We start from the raw sequence: 15,402 nt of genomic DNA, 5'->3' as shown, positions 1-15,402 counted from the left end.
GATTGCCGATTTGCGATTGCCGCTCTCGCACACGAATCTCCGCTCTCCGCTCTCGCACACGATCTCCGCTCTCCGTTCTGCACTCTCTGCGTTTTCGGAGAAAACGCATTGCATTTTGCACTTTCCGCTCTCCGCTCTCCGCCTCGCACCCCCCCCCCCCCCCCCCCCCCCCCCCCCCCCCCCCCCCCCCCTCCCCCCCCCCCCCTCCCCCCCCCCCCCTCCCCCCCCCCCCCCCCCCCCCCCCCCCCCCCCCGCCCTCTGCACTTACGCCGGCAGGGTGGGGATTTTTTTGACGGCGGTGATGAGCACGGCGAGCAGCACTTTGACCATGTAGTACGCGCCGCGCCAGTGGTTGATGGAGGAGACGCCCCCGCGCCGCGGAGCCATCACCGCCGGCAGTTCGATGGCGGTCAGCCCGGCGCGGTGCAGGAGGATGCGCGCCTCGATCTCCGGGTAGTCCTGCGGATACGCGCGCGCCAGGAACTCGATGGCGCGGCGGTTGACCGCCTGCAAGCCGGAGGTGGGGTCGGTCACGCGGCGCCGCGTCAGCAGGGAGACCAGGCCGGCGAACAGGCGGATGCCCAGGCGCCGGGCCAACGGCACACGGTAGGAGACCGGGCCACCGTGAAAGCGTGAACCGATCGCCACATCAGCCTGGCCGGTCAGAATGGCTTGCAGCAGACGGCGCAGATCGGCCGGATCGTGCTGCCCGTCTCCGTCCATACGGCCGGCAAAGGCATAGCCGCGGCGGCAGGCGAACTTGAAACCGGCCTGCACCGCGCCGCCAATGCCCAGGTTGTAGGGCAAGCGCAGCACCAGGGCGCCGGCCGCCCGCGCCACGTCCGCCGTGTCATCGGTCGAGCCATCGTCAATCACCAGCACAGCGGCCGCGGACAAAGGCCAGCCCTCAGCGCCGCCCAGAGCAGCCCGAATCCCCCGCACCACCTGCGCGATGTTTGCCTCTTCATTGAACGCTGGCACGATCACCAGAAGCGAATTATTTGCCACTACCCACCTCCCCTAACCGCCGCGCCGCCCACGGGTTGTCGGGAAAGCGCCGCGCCTGTGTACGCCAGGTCTCGATGGCGGCCTCGCGCTGACCCGCGGCCAGCAGCGCTTCGCCCAGCCACAGGCCGGTGAACGGCAGGGTGGGGTCGAGACGCCGGGAGATTTGCAGGGCGGTGACGGCGGCGGCTGGGTCGGCCTGCGCCAGGGCCGCGCGGCCCGTGTAGTAGTAATCAATGGCTGTTGGCGGTCGGGTCGCCAGGGCCGAGCCGACTTGCCACTGCGTCACCGCGGCCGGCTGCTCGCCCTGCGCCCACAGCGCCTCGCCCCACAGGTAAAAGGCTTCGGCGCGGGTGGGTTCCAGCGCAGCCGCCTGTCCCGCCAATTTCAGCGCGTCGCCGGTCGCGCCCTGGCTCAACGCGGCCTCGGCCTGGCGGCGCAGACTCATGTAGGCCGGCCAACCGGCTGCGCGGAAGTGCGCCAGCGCCTGCTCATCCTGCCCCAGGCGAGCGAGCGTGCGGGCCAGTTCCAGGTGAGTCAGGCTGTCGCCGGGCAGATGGTCGAGCGCCTGCTGCAGGGAGGTTTGCGCGTCCGCTGGTTGCGCCTGCGCCAACTGCACACGGCCCAGACCGCGCCAGGCCGCGCCGGAGACGGGCAGGCGCCGGACGGCCGTTTGCAGCACGGCCGCCGCCCGCTGGAGGTCCGCCCCTCGCCAGGCGGTCAGGCCCTGGTTCAGCGCCAGCCATCCCGGCAGGTGCATGCCCACGCGCCAGGCGATCAGCAGGGCGCAGAGCAGCAGCGCCAGGCGGCGTCGCGTCATCTGCCAGCGCAACATCCCCATGATTCGTACACCCTGCCTGCTCGAGCGGATGGATCGGGGACGGTCGCCATTCTAGCACAGGCAAGAGGCTCGAACAAATGAACCGTAGCTATGACAAATGACCTGGTGTGTGTTATACTGCGCCCGCTGAACCAATTTTCGCCGCCGGATCAACTCGAGGTGGGGATGGAATTCGTTGCCGATCTACACATTCACTCTCACTTCTCCCGCGCCACCAGCAGGGACCTGACGTTCGAACATCTCGCGCGCTGGGCACAGCTCAAGGGCGTCACCGTCGTGGGCAGCGGCGACATTGCCCACCCCGGTTGGCTGCAGGAGATGCGCGACCGGCTTGAACCGGCCGAAGATGGGCTTTTTCGCCTGAAGGACGATCTGGCTGCCGCTGTCCAACAGACGGTGCCGCCGGCCTGTCAGGCCCCGGTGCGCTTCCTGCTGGCCGGCGAAATCAGCAACATCTACAAGCGCCACGGCCAGACGCGCAAGGTTCACAACATCGTCTGCGCGCCCGATTTCGACACTGTGGCAAAGATCCAGGCTGCGCTGGAAAGAATCGGCAACATTCGTTCAGACGGCCGCCCCATCCTGGGCCTGGACTCGCACGACCTGCTGGAGATCATCCTGACCATCAGCCCGCAGTGCCATCTCATCCCGGCCCACATCTGGACGCCCTGGTTCGCCATGCTCGGCTCCAAGTCCGGCTTCGACTCGGTGGAGGAATGCTTCGGCGACCTGACGCCGGCCATCTTCGCGCTCGAAACCGGGCTTTCTTCGGACCCGCCCATGAACTGGCGCATCTCCAACCTCGATCGCTACACGCTGGTTTCCAACTCTGACGCGCACTCGCCGCCAAAGCTGGCGCGCGAGGCCACCCTGTTCGACACCGAGCTTTCCTACCCCGCCATCTTCCGCGCCCTGCAGAGCGGCGACCCGGCCGTGTTCAAGGGCACGGTGGAGTTTTTCCCCGAAGAAGGCAAATATCACCTCGACGGCCAGTCTACCGCCTGCTGGTGGCAGACAGGGATGCCGCAGACCCCGATGCGTGACGCCTGACCACGCAGCCAGGCCGGTCGGATAGTAGCGCCTTTTTCAGCGCAGGCGCCATCCGATCCACGGTAGAAAGGCGCGTTGCGATCCATACCAACGCAGGACAAGCAACCCACCCTGTTCGTCGGCTACAACGACAACGTCTGCCACTACAGCGATATCCCAGGCAAAACCGAGCGTATCGTAAGCATCCATCTCTACGGGGTGCAGCGGATTGGACACGTCCAGGATGCATACACCGGCGGTTCCATTGGCTAAAAAGACGTAGGAACCGACCGGGGCCACAGCCCATACCTCTCCTGACGTGTGATACGTGGATAGCGCCAGGGGGTGCGCGGGATCAGACACGTCTATGATGTAAAGGCCATCCTCACGGCCCGCGACAAAGGCCAGGTGGCCTGCAATATGTACGTCTACCGCCACACCAGGCGTGGTCAGAGCACCAATTTCACGTGGTTCGTCGGGTTTGGAGACGTCAAGGATACGCAAACCGGCGACGCCGTCGGCGATATAGGCAAGCGTGCCGTCAAGGGCCACGTCGTACGCGCCACCGGGTGTTGCAAAAATACTCGTCAGCACGGGGTAAGCCGGATCGGCCACGTTGATCGTGTAGAGCGCGCCGTAGGTACGATCAGTCACGTAAACATAATCACCGACTGCGGCTACGGCGCGTGCGTAGGGGAGCGGATAGACGCCGGCTGCCACAGGGTGTGCCGGATCGGTGGTGTCCACGATGCGCAGGCCTGCGTCACCGGCTGCTACATAGGCGTGGTGTCCGACCAGCGTCACACGCCAGGCGCTGCTCGGGATATCGTGGGCGGTGAGTTGAACAGGTTGAGTCGGTTGAGAGATGGCGATGACGTGCAGACCGCCGTCGCGGTCGGTGACGTAGGCGTAGGTGCCGTCTACTCGTCGTTCGAGCGCCACACCATAGGCGTTGCCGGGCAGGTCGAACCAGCCTATGCGATGGGGCTGCTGCGGGTCGAAGCCGCTAACGATCTGCAAGCCGCGACTGCCGCTCGCGATATAGGCCAAAGGGATCTCTTGGCCGAGCGGCGGCGGACCGGCAGCAACGTTCAAGGACTCACCACGTGTGTCGTACCGCCTGCTTACAAAAGGGTTCCTGGGATCGGCCACGTTGATGATACGGAAGTCGCCGGGGTCGCCGTAGGCGAAAAGATAATGGCCCGTCGCCACGAGTCTCGCCACTAAGTGTTCTGTGGTCAACGTATACCAGATCTCGCGCGGCCGCTCTGGATTGGTTACGTCCAAGATAAAGACTTTGCTTATAGTGCCCACATAAGCATAGCCGTTTGCGACTGCGATGCCGCCCGCCCGGAGACCGTCAGCGAATCCACTATATGTCGCCGCGCGCACGGGGTGGTTCGGGTCGGTCACGTCAACAATGTAGAGGTAGTGAAGCCTATCGGTCACATACGCGTATGTTCGACCGGGCACTGTCGTGGCATCTACCGCCACACGCCAGGCAACGCCTGGCGTGTCGAAGGCGCTGGCCGTCACAGGATGGATTGGGTCGGTCACATCAATAATGTATAGTCCCTGCATGCCGGCTGCCGTGTAAGCATAGATACGCCCCGTCGTGACAACACGCGCCACGACGATGTCTTCAGCTACAGCAGGCAAACGGAAGGAACCCACTGGCATAGGATAGGTCGGATTGTTCAGTGCAAGAACATGAAGATCAGTACCACTGAGTGCGTAAAGGTGGGTGGGCGCCAATCCTTCCGTAGTTGACGCTAACGCCAAACCGGTCACCGCACCAGACAAGGGGTCCGAACGGCCAAGGATCCACGGCGTTGCAGGGTGCGAGATGTCCAGTACCACGACGCGTAGTCCCAGGCCGAGGTAAGCACGGGGACCATGTACGGCCACCGCAACCACATCGCCAGTCAGTTGGCCGGCTAACACCAGTGACTGTGGCTGCGACTGTGGTGGTTCATCACGGTGGAATGTGACGCCGTTTGCGACTGGAATGGCAGGATTCAAGAATAGAACGACGAGCAGAATCATGCAACACTTCAACATGAGCAATGTCCCTAAGGGCTGTCTAAGTCATGGCAATCCAACTAACTCCTGATTTCTACGGCGGCAGCAGGCAACGCCACGTCAAACCACCATCATCCGAGCGATAAAAACGATCGAACTCACGCGAGAGAAACAAACTCAAAGGACGAGGGTGTACACCGATTGTGCCGGCCAGCGGCAGGTAAAGATAGTTCTGACTGGCAGGCCCAGGAGTTGGCACCGAAATCGGTGCTCGTCGGTTAGTGGGCTGTTCCGTGAATGAGCGCAGTTGCCGTCGCACGTCAAGGGTTGGTTGATGTACGTCCACAATGGCATACCAATTAGTTCCATCATCGTAAGAAACGAGCAACGCATTCTCGATTGATAGAAAAAGAGTGAGATCGTTCACGTAATCCGGCGAGATGTCGAGATCCCGGATTCCAAAACCACCTTCGATGCGGGCAATTGGTTGCCAGTTCAAGCCGACATCCTGACTTCTAAAGAGTGTATGGGATTCAGCAACAAATAACGTGTGGTCAGAAGCAAACCCTGGCGAGAAAACAAGTTCGACCGTCTCCCCATTCAGGCCAGCATCTCGGCGCTGCCAAGTGATGCCGCCATCTGAAGAGGCAATCAGGGCGTAGGGGCCAGGTTCATACCAGCCACCAGGACGCGCGAACACAACCTGATCATCGCGGAAGGCTGGAGATGGGTGAACCTCCAAGACGCTACCCTCTTCCCACATCACCTGCCAAGTAAGGCCGCCATCATCACTGCGCACGACACCCTTGCCCAATCGTTGCGGGTCATTGAATCTGGCAGCGAAGATCGTGTCCGGCTGATTCGTGGCGTAAGGGCCGATGCAGTCGCTAGGGTACGAGTGCCCGTGGTAAGTATCACAAGCTGAGCGATCTTCCCACGTATCACCACTATCAGTGCTACGTACCACGCCCGACCAGGCGATCCCGCCGTTGTCAAAGCTATACGACAGATATACTGTCAGGCCAGATCTGTTCATCAGTGGCACAAACGCAGGTGTGTCAAAACCACCAGGCCCGAGAGACTGGAACACGGCTTGCCAACTAGATCCATCGTTCGTGCTGCGCCATAGTTTGGATTCATACGATCCCGAAATAGGATGAAAATAGACGGTGCGGTCTTGCTCGAAGAACGGCGAAGGAACAATGCTGTGTGCGTACTCAGACTCTGGACAAGTGGGTAGCGCAGAACTGCCGGCCTGCGCCTGCGTAACCAGAACGCAGGAACTCACTATGGCGGCTGACAACAGCAAGAGTAGCCTATTTCGACGTTGCCTAACGCGCGAAGACCCCATGTATCGTCGTTTCATGGTGTTGGAGTAGAGGTGGGAGGATGCATGGGGTCATAAGAGGCCCATTCAAGACCCAGACCCGTCAGGCGATATGGCGGGGTACCGGCTGCCTCGGGATACATAAGAATTGTGTTGGCGTTTCCATAGGAAACGCTAAACCAGGCCACCTCCCGGTAGCCAGGGTTATCTCTCGATCCTAACCAGGCCGTCATGGGACGCATGAGACCGTCGCGCACCTCTCCTGCTGACGGAGTTGGAGTGTTTTCGCCGGTGGCTCCGCCAAGATAGCCATACTCTGTGATCCACAGTGGTTTGCCGCGAGTCTCGGGTTCTTGTTCGTGTACTAGCAGCCAGTAATCTTTCAATTTACCCTTCACGCAACTGTTGAAGATGTCGCCAATGTCACCCTGATTTCTTGAACAGTTGGTGCTACTGATAAATGGATATGCATGAAGATGCACTCCATCTAAAGTCAGGTATTTATACTCGGGCAGTAGCTTTAATTGATGAATGCGAGCCATAAACGCATCCCACCACTCCCTGATATCACTGCGGGTGTGAAACTGTCCACAACAAAAGACCCTGGCGGTCGAGTCGGCTTCTTTGATGGCGGTGTAAACCTCAGCGTAGCGCTCGGCAGTGATTCGGGCAATGGTTGCAGTTAGCTCTCCCTGACTAGCACCGCAGGATGATCCGGTTCATTGAAAATGAGCCAGATCCGGCCAGTGTTCGCCTGTACACGCTGGCGCAGGAGGTCCAGGTTGTCACTTGCGTCCCGGCACCACATCATCGGAACAAAAAGAGGATCGTTGAACTGGCCGTTTTGATTGGCCGGCCACGACTCGTAGTCCCAATCATACCACCAACTCAGGTTGAGATTTGCCACCAGGGAGTTCTGCTGCCAGTCGTCACCTGCTCCCTTCCAGCCAGCGTAGCGCATGTGTGGCATGTAGACCATGCTGGCAACTTCAGGTTGCGCAACCAGTAACTTGAAAGCAGGCGGCGGCGTCTCTGTGTATTCTGGTGTACGGGTGATAATGGGGGTAGTGCGCGGTGTTGGTGTGATAGATGAAAACGACCTTGGATCGGGCGGGCCATGTCGTCGAGCGCCAAGAATTCGGGCCATTTCCGGGTCGGCAACAGGTGCAATCGGCTGTGGTGGAGGCTGAATGGGTGAATTGAACAATAGAATGGTTAGCGCGGGGGAGTTGGTTGCGTCTGTCGGTAGCGTTGACAGGACGAAAGCGACAACGCCAGCGATCAGCGTTAGAATGACGAGGAAGTACCCCCCTCCACTCGGTTGACCAGTGCTCATTGTTGACTTCCTCCCAAGAGCACACACGCATGGGCAATTCATTAGTTTCATAATAACACCGTTGGAAAAGAGTGTCAAGGTAAGTACAGCAATTCCGAATTCCTGATGAATGAATTCACGGGCTGACAAATGACCTGGTGTGTGTTATACTGCGCCCGCTGAACCAATTTTCGCCGCCGGATCAACTCGAGGTGGGGATGGAATTCGTTGCCGATCTACACATTCACTCTCACTTCTCCCGCGCCACCAGCAGGGACCTGACGTTCGAACATCTCGCGCGCTGGGCACAGCTCAAGGGCGTCACCGTCGTGGGCAGCGGCGACATTGCCCACCCCGGTTGGCTGCAGGAGATGCGCGACCGGCTTGAACCGGCCGAAGATGGGCTTTTCCGCCTCAAGGATGACCTGGCTGCCGCTGTCCAACAGACGGTGCCGCCGGCCTGCCAGGCCCCGGTGCGCTTCCTCCTGGCCGGCGAAATCAGCAACATCTACAAGCGCCACGGTCAGACGCGCAAGGTTCACAACGTCGTCTGCGCGCCCGATTTCGACACCGTGGCGAAGATCCAGGCTGCGCTGGAAAGAATCGGCAACATTCGTTCAGACGGCCGCCCCATCCTCGGCCTGGACTCGCGCGACCTGCTGGAAATCATCCTGACCATCAGCCCGCAGTGCCATCTCATCCCGGCCCACATCTGGACGCCCTGGTTCGCCATGCTTGGCTCCAAGTCCGGCTTCGACTCGGTGGAGGAATGCTTTGGCGACCTGACGCCCGCCATCTTCGCGCTCGAAACCGGGCTTTCCTCCGACCCGCCCATGAACTGGCGCATCTCCAACCTCGATCGCTACACCCTGGTTTCCAACTCTGACGCGCATTCGCCGCCAAAGCTGGCGCGCGAGGCCACCCTGTTCGACACCGAGCTTTCCTACGCCGCGATCTTCCAAGCCCTGCGGACCGGCGATCCGGCCACTTTCAGAGGCACGGTGGAGTTCTTCCCAGAGGAAGGCAAATACCATCTCGACGGCCACCGCAAGTGTAACGTCTGCTGGGAGCCGGCCACCACGCGGGCGCACCAGGGGCTGTGCCCCGTGTGCGGCAAAGAGGTCACGATCGGGGTTCTGCACCGCGTCGAAGCCCTGGCCGACCGGCCGGCGGGTCAGCGGGCGCCGCGCGCCGCGCCTTTTACCAGCCTGATCCCGCTGCCGGAGATTCTGGGCGAGGCGGCCGGGGTGGGAGCAGGGTCCAAGCAGGTGGAGCAGGCGTACCACAAACTGCTGGCAGCCCTGGGGCCGGAGCTGTTCATCCTGCGCCGCGCGCCGCTGCCGGCCATTGCCGGCGCGGGCGGGGAGCGCCTAGCCGAGGGCATTGGCCGCATGCGCCGCGGCGAGGTGCAGGCCGACGCGGGCTATGATGGCGACTACGGCGTCATCCGGCTGTTTGCCGCGGCCAGCCACGCGACGGGACGTTTTCAGGACGGGCTCTTTGCCGCGCCGCCGGCGCCTGCCCGCGACCGCCCACCAGCCGCCGCCTGCCATCTCTGCGCCGGCCATGTCGCCGGCCCTCGCCCCAGACGCCAAGCGCCCCACCCCCGGCAAGTGGCCGAGCCTGCGCCGTCCACCGCCTATGGTACAACCAGCGCACGGCTGCTGGCGTCGCTCAACGCCGCACAACGTAGGCGGCGCTGCACCGCAGGGGCCGCTCATCATCGTGGCCGGGCCGGGCACCGGCAAGACCCGCACCCTGACCGTGCGCATCGCGTATCTGATCCAGGTGCAAGGCGCGGCGCCAGAGGCCATCCTCGCCATCACCTTCACGAACAAGGCGGCGCAGGAAATGACCGCCCGCCTGATCGGCCTGCTGGGCGCAGAGACGGCGCAGCGGGTCATGGTCAAGACGTTTCATGCCTTCGGCGCGTGGCTGCTGCGCCAATGGGGCGCCAGCCTGGACATCAGCCCGGATTTCATCATCTGCCGGGATGAAGAACGTCGGGCGCTGTTGGCGCAGGCCGCGCCCGAACTGCGTATGGCAGAGCGTGACCAGTTCCTGGCCTGGATCGCCGACGCCAAGAACCGCCTGCTCTCGCCCGCGTCGCCTGAGTTGAGCGCCATGTGCGAGGATGAACGTTTGCCGGGCATCTTTCAGCGTTACGAGGACGCGCGCCGGCGCAGTCAGGCCCTCGATTTCGATGACCTGATCGTGCAGGCGGTGCGGCTGTTGGAGACGCAGGAGGAGGCGCGCGCCGCGCTGCATCAGCGTTTTCACTGGCTGTGCGTGGACGAGTACCAGGACATCGCCCTCGGCCAGTACCGCCTGCTGCGTCTGCTGGCCGCGGGCGGCGCCAACCTGGCCGTCATCGGCGATCCCGATCAGGCCATCTACGGTTTCCGCGGGGCCGACCGCCGCTTCTTCCTGAATTTTGCCCAGGACTACCCCGGCGCCCGGCGTCTGCACCTCAGCCAGAACTACCGCTCCACGCAGATGATCCTGGACGCGGCCGCGCAGGTCATTGCGGCCAACCGGGACGAGCGCGTGCCGCTGCAGGCGGTGCAGGTGCTGGCCGATTTCGTGCAGCAGGTGCGCATCGAGATCTTTCAGACGCCCACCGATCGTGCCGAAGCCGAAACCGTGGTGCATCAGATCGAGCAGATGGTGGGCGGCACCAGCTACTTCTCGCTCGATTCGGGCCGCGTGGCCGATGCGCCCGCGGCGCCGCACGCCTTTGCCGATTTTGCCGTGCTTTTCCGCCTGGGTGCGCAGAGCCGCCTGCTGGTCGAGGCCTTCGAGCGCTCAGGCATCCCCTTTCAGCATGTGGGGCAGACCCCCCTGCTCGAGCAGCCGGCCGTGCATCATGTGCTGGCCTATCTGTGGCTGGCCGTGCAGCCGGCCACGCGAATTCATCTGGAGACTGTGCTGGGCAGCGGCAAGGGCGCCTTCGCCAGCGGCGCGATGGGCCGCTTGAACGCCCAGTTAGCCGCGTCGCCAGCCGGCCTGTGCGACGCCCTGATGGCGGCCGCCCTGGCCGCTGATTTCAGCTTCACACAGCGGGAACGCCTGCGCAGCCTGGCCGTCTTCTGGCAATCGCCGGAGATGGCGCCTGGGCAGCCGGTCGCGCGCCAGATCGAGGCCGTTTACGCGTTTGCCTGTCGCCAGGCCAGCCTGCGCGGCGAGTCCACAGAGGCTGAGCAGATTGCGCAACTGGCGCGCCGGGCCGCGCCGTTCGATGAGCGCCTGGCCGATTTCCTGGAGGCGCAGGCGTTACAAGGCGAAACGGACGCCTACGACCCGCGCGCGGATCGGGTCACGCTGATGACCCTGCACGCGTCGAAGGGGCTGGAATTTCCGGTGGTTTTCATCGTCGGCTGTGAGGAATCGCTGCTGCCCTACGCCCGGCCGGGCGCCGCGGCCGACATCGAAGAGGAGCGGCGTTTGTTCTACGTCGGCATGACCCGCGCCCGGCAGCGGCTGATTCTCACGCATGCGGCCTCGCGCTTCCTGTTCGGCCGGAGCATGCAAAACGCCCCTTCACGCTTCGTAGACGACATCGCCGCGGCGCTGAAAGCCCTGCGCGAGATGGAGAGGCCATCGCCGCGTCCCGCGCCCGTCGGCGTGCAGCTTGCGCTGTTCTGAGCTGAAGCGTGCGCTAAGTCGGACGGTCGCCGCGCACGACGTACAGAAAGTGCAGACCATCCAGGATCGGAATGCCCTGGAAGGCGCCATCCAGCACGGCGAAGTGGGGATCGTAGGTCACGAGATGGGTCGCGCGGCCGACGACCGCGCAGGCCAGGATGGCATCGTCATCGGGATCGGCCTTGATGACGGCTTGAATCTGCTCCGGTGCAACTTCTACGTGTTCGCCAAGCATGATCAGGTCGGCCACATAACGATCCGCTGCGTCCGCGGCGATCTTGCGAGCCTGGAGTTTCTCGACAAGCTCGGCCAGTAGATCGTCGGAGTAAAGTTGCGTAAACTCGCGTGCTCGCCAACGTTCAAGTAGTTCAACGGTTGGGCTGCGCGAGTTACGTGAAAGATGGGCTGCGATGGGTACGTTGGTATCCAACACGGCTCGGAACTTCCCGCCTGGATGATCAGAACCGGGTGAAAAGAGGGTGTCCTCGGCCGGCTCAGTCATCGCGTGCTACTTCCGTTTCGTCATTGATCGCACGGCCATCCTGGATCGCTTCCTCGCGAGCGCGTTCGAGCGCCGCGCGACCGTCCTGGATGATTTGATCGGTCGTCCGATCACGCTGCGCCAAAGCCATTTGCGCGGCGCGGCGAATGGCGTCTCGCACTTCTGATGATACCGGACGGCGCGGCTGGAAAGCCCGCATCCCGCCATCAGGCGTAGGCAGCAGGACCGGAGTGTCGTCTATGTGTGCGTCTAGCGCAGCCGAAACAGCAGCGAGCTCGCCCTGAAGTCGGTTGACCTGCCCCACCAGGCTTTCATACTGGTCCACGCTCAGCATTACCACCTTGGGTCGGCTGTAACGCGTAATATAGAAGACCTGGTTGCGCCGACCAACCTGCTCGACGAGGTCCTTAATCTGGCGCTTTGCCTCGCTTACAGACAGAATTAGCATGGGTAACACCTCGACGGTTATTGGTTCCATCCCTCGACCCACGGTATTATCTTGGTCAAGATTTTGGTCAAGACTCATTATAAACTCGATGCCATCGAGCGTCAAACCGGTTGAAACATCTCATATGTGGGTTCGATACCCTTTGCTGAATCTTGTCAATCGCACATTTGTTCTGTATAATGGGTGCTGTTCCCGATCCGCACGAGGGGGATGGCACACATGGACGTTCGCAGCAAGATCGAATGGTTGGAACAGGCGGCGCAGTACGACGCGTGTCTGGAGGCCGGTGAACCGGCGCCCGTCACGCAGATGACCGCGGCCGCGTCGCGTGTGCCTGACCTGCGTGATTCGGTTGCGCTGCTCAGCGCGGGCGGGCGCAAGGTGCCCGTCCTGAAGATCCTGCAGACGAGCGCGTGCGAAAAGAACTGCTACTACTGCCCCTTCCGCGCCGGCCGCAACTTCCGCCGCGAAACGCTCAGCCCGGATGACCTGGCCGCGTCGTTCGATCAGATGCAGCGCGCGGGCCTGGTGCAGGGCATCTTCCTCAGCTCCGGCATCATCGGCGCCGTGCGCTCCATGGATCGCATGCTGCAAACGGTGGAATTGATTCGCCATAAGTACGGCTTTCGGGGTTATGTCCATCTGAAGATGCTGCCCGCGGCCGAGGAAGCGCAGATCGAGCGCGCCGTCCACCTGGCCGACCGGGTGTCCACCAACCTGGAGGCGCCCACGCCCCTGCACTTGAGCCGCCTGGCGCCGATGAAAACCTTCGAGGAAAGCCTGGTGGAGCCGCTGAAGCGCGCGCGGCGCTTGATCCAGCAGACCCAGTGGAACAGCGGCCAGCAGATTGCTCGCGCCGGCATGGTCACGCAGTTCGTGGTTGGCCCGGCCGGCGAGAGTGATCGCGACCTGCTCGGCACCAGCCAACGCCTGTACCGTGAGGTGGGCCTGCACCGCGCCTACTACAGCGCGTTCCGCCCGGTGCGCGACACCCCGCTGGAAGGTCTGGCCGCCACCCCGCCGCAGCGCGAATTTCGCCTCTACCAGAGCGATTTTCTCCTGCGCGCCTACGGCTTTCGCGTGGAAGAACTGCCGTTCGATGACAGCGGCAATCTGCCGCTCGATCAGGACCCCAAAGTGCTGTGGGCGCAGCGCCACCCGGAGCGATTTCCGCTGGAAGTCAACCGGGCGACGCCGCAAGACCTGCTGCGCGTGCCGGGCATCGGCCCGCAGACCATGCGCAACATCCTGCGCGCGCGCCTCGATGGCAAGTTGCGCGACCTGGGGCAGCTCAGGAAGATCGGCGTTGACGTGGCCCAGGCTGCCCCGTTTGTCTTGCTCAATGGCCGCGCCGCGCCGGTGCAAATGGCGCTGGGCTTTGCGTGGTAGGCGGTCGGCCTCAGCCCTTCCAACCGACTAGCGCCCGCGCACTGCGCATGATGAGCTTCTTCTCCTCCCCGCCCAGGTGACTGGGGTTACGGTTGAGGAGGAACGCGGCATCACGCAAGTCCTGGATGATCTTTTCCAACAGGGCGTGGTTTTCTTGCAGTAACGGCAGCGCCTCATCCGGCGACGTGGGCATATTGGTCGGATCCATAATCGCGACCTTGAGCGCCTTGCCCACCGCCGTCAGCAGATAGGGGCTGAGCGCGACCTCGGCCGTTTCCAATGTCACCGGCAGCACCCAATGCTTATCGTTGGGAATGGCGCGAAAGCGGCGCCCTGGCACCGCCTTGACCTTTTCCACCATCTCGGCGAAGCTGCCGCCCGTCAACGTGTAGCGCACATCACCGATCTGGATGTGAATCTCCTCGACCGTGCGTTCTTTTGCCATGATTTCCTTCTTGAAAGGCCGGCCTGCGCCGACCAACGCTGCGCCCACGCAGGTTGGTCGCCTGGCGGTACGCCCTTCAGGTGCGATTTCAATTGCTCGACTTGCCGGTATTGTAGCAAAGGCTGCGAGAATACTCAAGCCGCCCACCCGCCGTCATTCCGCACCCCCGCACCAGGCCGCGTGAGCTGCATTCAGCGCATTTGCTCAAACCACCCGCCAGGCTATAATTCAACCTATGACCTATCGTGATTCTGTTCTCGCTCCGCCCCCCGCAGTTCCGCAAGGCCCCACTTGCCCGCACTGTGGCACACGCCTGGCCGAACGGGCCGCTGTTTGCTTCATGTGCGGCGCGGTCATGCAAACGGCGCGGCGCCGGCGCCGGCAAATTCCCTGGCTCGACCTGGCGCTGCTCGTCGTCATTGTGGCAGCCATCGCCTTTTGGTGGACACGCCTGACCCCAACGGCCGACCCGATCGAGGTTAGTAGCGCTGCGCCGCTGCCCATAACGGAAATTGCGCACACCCAGACGCCGACTCTCACCCCAACATCAACAACGCTTACCCCCACCCTGCTGCCCGCAACATCCACCCCGTCGCCGACGCCAGCATTCATCACCTATAAAGTGGTGGCGGGCGATACGCTTTCAGGCATCTCCGCGCGCTTTGGCGTAGCGGTGGACGCCATTCTGAAAGCCAACAAGCTGCAGGTGAGTGCCCGGCTGGCGGTCGGTCAGGCCCTCATCCTTCCGACGGCCGGTATGAAGGTAGAAGCCCTGACCGCCAATGGCACGCCTGCCCCCACGGCTACGCCTGACAATGCGACGCTGATGTACCGTGTCAAGGCTGGCGACACCTTGTCGGGCATTGCTCTTCAATATAAGGCAACGGTCAGCGCCATTCTGGAGGCCAACAAACTGAAGGCGGACGCCATTCTGCGCATTGGCCAGGTGCTGATTATCCCCCGCGGGACCCCCATGCCCACCTCAACGCTCACGATGGCCGCCAGCCCAACCTCCACGGCGGGGCCTCCGCTGCCGGCGCCGGTTCTGCTTGGCCCAGCCGATGGCGCGATCCTGGCCGCCACCGAACCTGTTGTGCTGCGTTGGGCGGCGGTTGGCACCCTGGGCGAAGAAGACTGGTATGTCGTGCATGTGTGGTCACTGGCGCCAGGCGGGCCTGATCTGGAGCAACAAGTCAAGGGCACCAGCCTGCGCCTGGAGGCGACCTTGCGGCTGTCCGATTATGTGGCTGCACGCGGCTGGCGCTGGCGGGTCATCGTGGCGCGCCACTTCGGACATGCGGCTGACCCGGAGCCTCTACTTACCGCGCAGCCTGGCCCCACGCCAACCGCGACGGCGCTGCCCGATCCAGCCAGGCTGCTCTTGCTCAGCCCCCCGAGCGAGGTGCGTTCCTTCGCCTGGAATTGATCCCCACC

At 62.9% G+C, this 15,402-nt stretch carries 12 protein-coding genes and 2 pseudogenes; 5 read left to right on the top strand and 9 right to left on the bottom strand.

Annotated features, from left to right (window positions below; translation table 11 throughout):
* Positions 1-264 precede the first annotated feature (264 nt).
* Positions 265-1,008 carry a glycosyltransferase family 2 protein gene (locus tag IPF85_RS07065; protein WP_343407367.1) on the bottom strand — a complete coding sequence of 248 codons (744 nt, stop codon included), beginning with the start codon at positions 1,006-1,008 and terminating at the stop codon, positions 265-267.
* Complete coding sequence (locus IPF85_RS07060) at positions 998-1,840, bottom strand: tetratricopeptide repeat protein (protein WP_343407366.1); 843 nt, start codon at positions 1,838-1,840, stop codon at positions 998-1,000. The genes IPF85_RS07065 and IPF85_RS07060 overlap by 11 nt, the downstream gene beginning before the upstream one ends.
* 171 nt (positions 1,841-2,011) lie before the next feature.
* Here IPF85_RS07060 and IPF85_RS07055 point away from each other — a divergent pair.
* Positions 2,012-2,836, top strand: a pseudogene (locus tag IPF85_RS07055) (endonuclease Q family protein); the annotation flags it as partial.
* 96 nt (positions 2,837-2,932) lie between these two features.
* Here IPF85_RS07055 and IPF85_RS07050 read toward each other — a convergent pair.
* The 4 genes from IPF85_RS07050 to IPF85_RS07035 form a co-directional block, all read right to left on the bottom strand.
* Positions 2,933-4,534: a hypothetical protein gene (locus tag IPF85_RS07050; protein WP_343407365.1), complete on the bottom strand. Its 1,602-nt coding sequence runs from the start codon at positions 4,532-4,534 to the stop codon at positions 2,933-2,935.
* Between the two features lie 457 nt (positions 4,535-4,991).
* On the bottom strand, positions 4,992-6,206 hold the full coding sequence (locus tag IPF85_RS07045) for a sialidase family protein (RefSeq protein ID WP_343407364.1): 1,215 nt from the start codon (positions 6,204-6,206) through the stop codon (positions 4,992-4,994).
* Positions 6,207-6,259: 53 nt separating this feature from the next.
* The gene (locus tag IPF85_RS07040) at positions 6,260-6,766 is read right to left on the bottom strand and encodes a hypothetical protein (protein ID WP_343407363.1); all 507 of its coding nucleotides are present in this window, start codon (positions 6,764-6,766) and stop codon (positions 6,260-6,262) included.
* A gap of 140 nt (positions 6,767-6,906) precedes the next feature.
* Positions 6,907-7,560, bottom strand: a complete 654-nt coding sequence (locus IPF85_RS07035; RefSeq protein WP_343407362.1) for a glycosyl hydrolase — start codon at positions 7,558-7,560, stop codon at positions 6,907-6,909.
* 1,404 nt (positions 7,561-8,964) lie between these two features.
* Between IPF85_RS07035 and IPF85_RS07030 the strand changes: the two are divergent.
* Positions 8,965-9,930, top strand: a pseudogene (locus IPF85_RS07030) (UvrD-helicase domain-containing protein); the annotation flags it as partial.
* Positions 9,910-11,184, top strand: a complete 1,275-nt coding sequence (locus IPF85_RS07025; RefSeq protein WP_343407482.1) for a 3'-5' exonuclease — start codon at positions 9,910-9,912, stop codon at positions 11,182-11,184. The pseudogene IPF85_RS07030 and the gene IPF85_RS07025, both read left to right, overlap by 21 nt.
* A gap of 13 nt (positions 11,185-11,197) precedes the next feature.
* Here the strand turns inward: IPF85_RS07025 and IPF85_RS07020 are convergent, their stop codons facing one another.
* Together IPF85_RS07020 and IPF85_RS07015 are read right to left on the bottom strand one after the other, a co-directional pair.
* On the bottom strand, positions 11,198-11,686 hold the full coding sequence (locus IPF85_RS07020; RefSeq protein WP_343407361.1) for a putative toxin-antitoxin system toxin component, PIN family: 489 nt from the start codon (positions 11,684-11,686) through the stop codon (positions 11,198-11,200).
* Entirely contained in the window at positions 11,679-12,239 is a 561-nt protein-coding gene (locus IPF85_RS07015; protein WP_343407360.1) for a type II toxin-antitoxin system Phd/YefM family antitoxin, read from the bottom strand. Before IPF85_RS07015 ends, IPF85_RS07020 begins: the two co-directional genes overlap by 8 nt.
* Before the next feature lie 114 nt (positions 12,240-12,353).
* On the opposite strand from IPF85_RS07015, the gene IPF85_RS07010 reads away from it, so the two are divergent.
* Positions 12,354-13,523 (top strand): radical SAM protein, encoded by a 1,170-nt coding sequence (locus IPF85_RS07010; RefSeq protein WP_343407359.1) that lies wholly within the window; start codon positions 12,354-12,356, stop codon positions 13,521-13,523.
* Positions 13,524-13,533: 10 nt separating this feature from the next.
* Here IPF85_RS07010 and IPF85_RS07005 read toward each other — a convergent pair whose 3' ends face one another.
* The gene (locus IPF85_RS07005; protein ID WP_343407358.1) at positions 13,534-13,968 is read right to left on the bottom strand and encodes a hypothetical protein; all 435 of its coding nucleotides are present in this window, start codon (positions 13,966-13,968) and stop codon (positions 13,534-13,536) included.
* Between the two features lie 235 nt (positions 13,969-14,203).
* Between IPF85_RS07005 and IPF85_RS07000 the strand changes: the two genes are divergently transcribed.
* A complete protein-coding gene (locus IPF85_RS07000) occupies positions 14,204-15,394 on the top strand; it encodes a LysM peptidoglycan-binding domain-containing protein (protein WP_343407357.1) in 1,191 nt (396 codons plus the stop codon).
* Positions 15,395-15,402: the final 8 nt, after the last annotated feature.

It is taken from the genome of Candidatus Amarolinea dominans, from assembly GCF_016704685.1.
Taxonomy (GTDB): domain Bacteria; phylum Chloroflexota; class Anaerolineae; order SSC4; family Amarolineaceae; genus Amarolinea; species Amarolinea dominans.
The sequence above is the reverse complement of the archived record's forward strand: the minus strand, read 5'-3'. Positions and strand labels throughout refer to the sequence as shown.

Coding starts and splice junctions, on each gene's coding strand:
- IPF85_RS07060 (WP_343407366.1), bottom strand. CDS start 1,840: ATGTTGCGCTGGCAGATGACGCGACGCCGCCTGGCGCTGCTGCTCTGC.
- IPF85_RS07040 (WP_343407363.1), bottom strand. CDS start 6,766: ATGGCTCGCATTCATCAATTAAAGCTACTGCCCGAGTATAAATACCTG.
- IPF85_RS07035 (WP_343407362.1), bottom strand. CDS start 7,560: ATGAGCACTGGTCAACCGAGTGGAGGGGGGTACTTCCTCGTCATTCTA.
- IPF85_RS07020 (WP_343407361.1), bottom strand. CDS start 11,686: ATGACTGAGCCGGCCGAGGACACCCTCTTTTCACCCGGTTCTGATCAT.
- IPF85_RS07010 (WP_343407359.1), top strand. CDS start 12,354: ATGGACGTTCGCAGCAAGATCGAATGGTTGGAACAGGCGGCGCAGTAC.
- IPF85_RS07005 (WP_343407358.1), bottom strand. CDS start 13,968: ATGGCAAAAGAACGCACGGTCGAGGAGATTCACATCCAGATCGGTGAT.
- IPF85_RS07000 (WP_343407357.1), top strand. CDS start 14,204: ATGACCTATCGTGATTCTGTTCTCGCTCCGCCCCCCGCAGTTCCGCAA.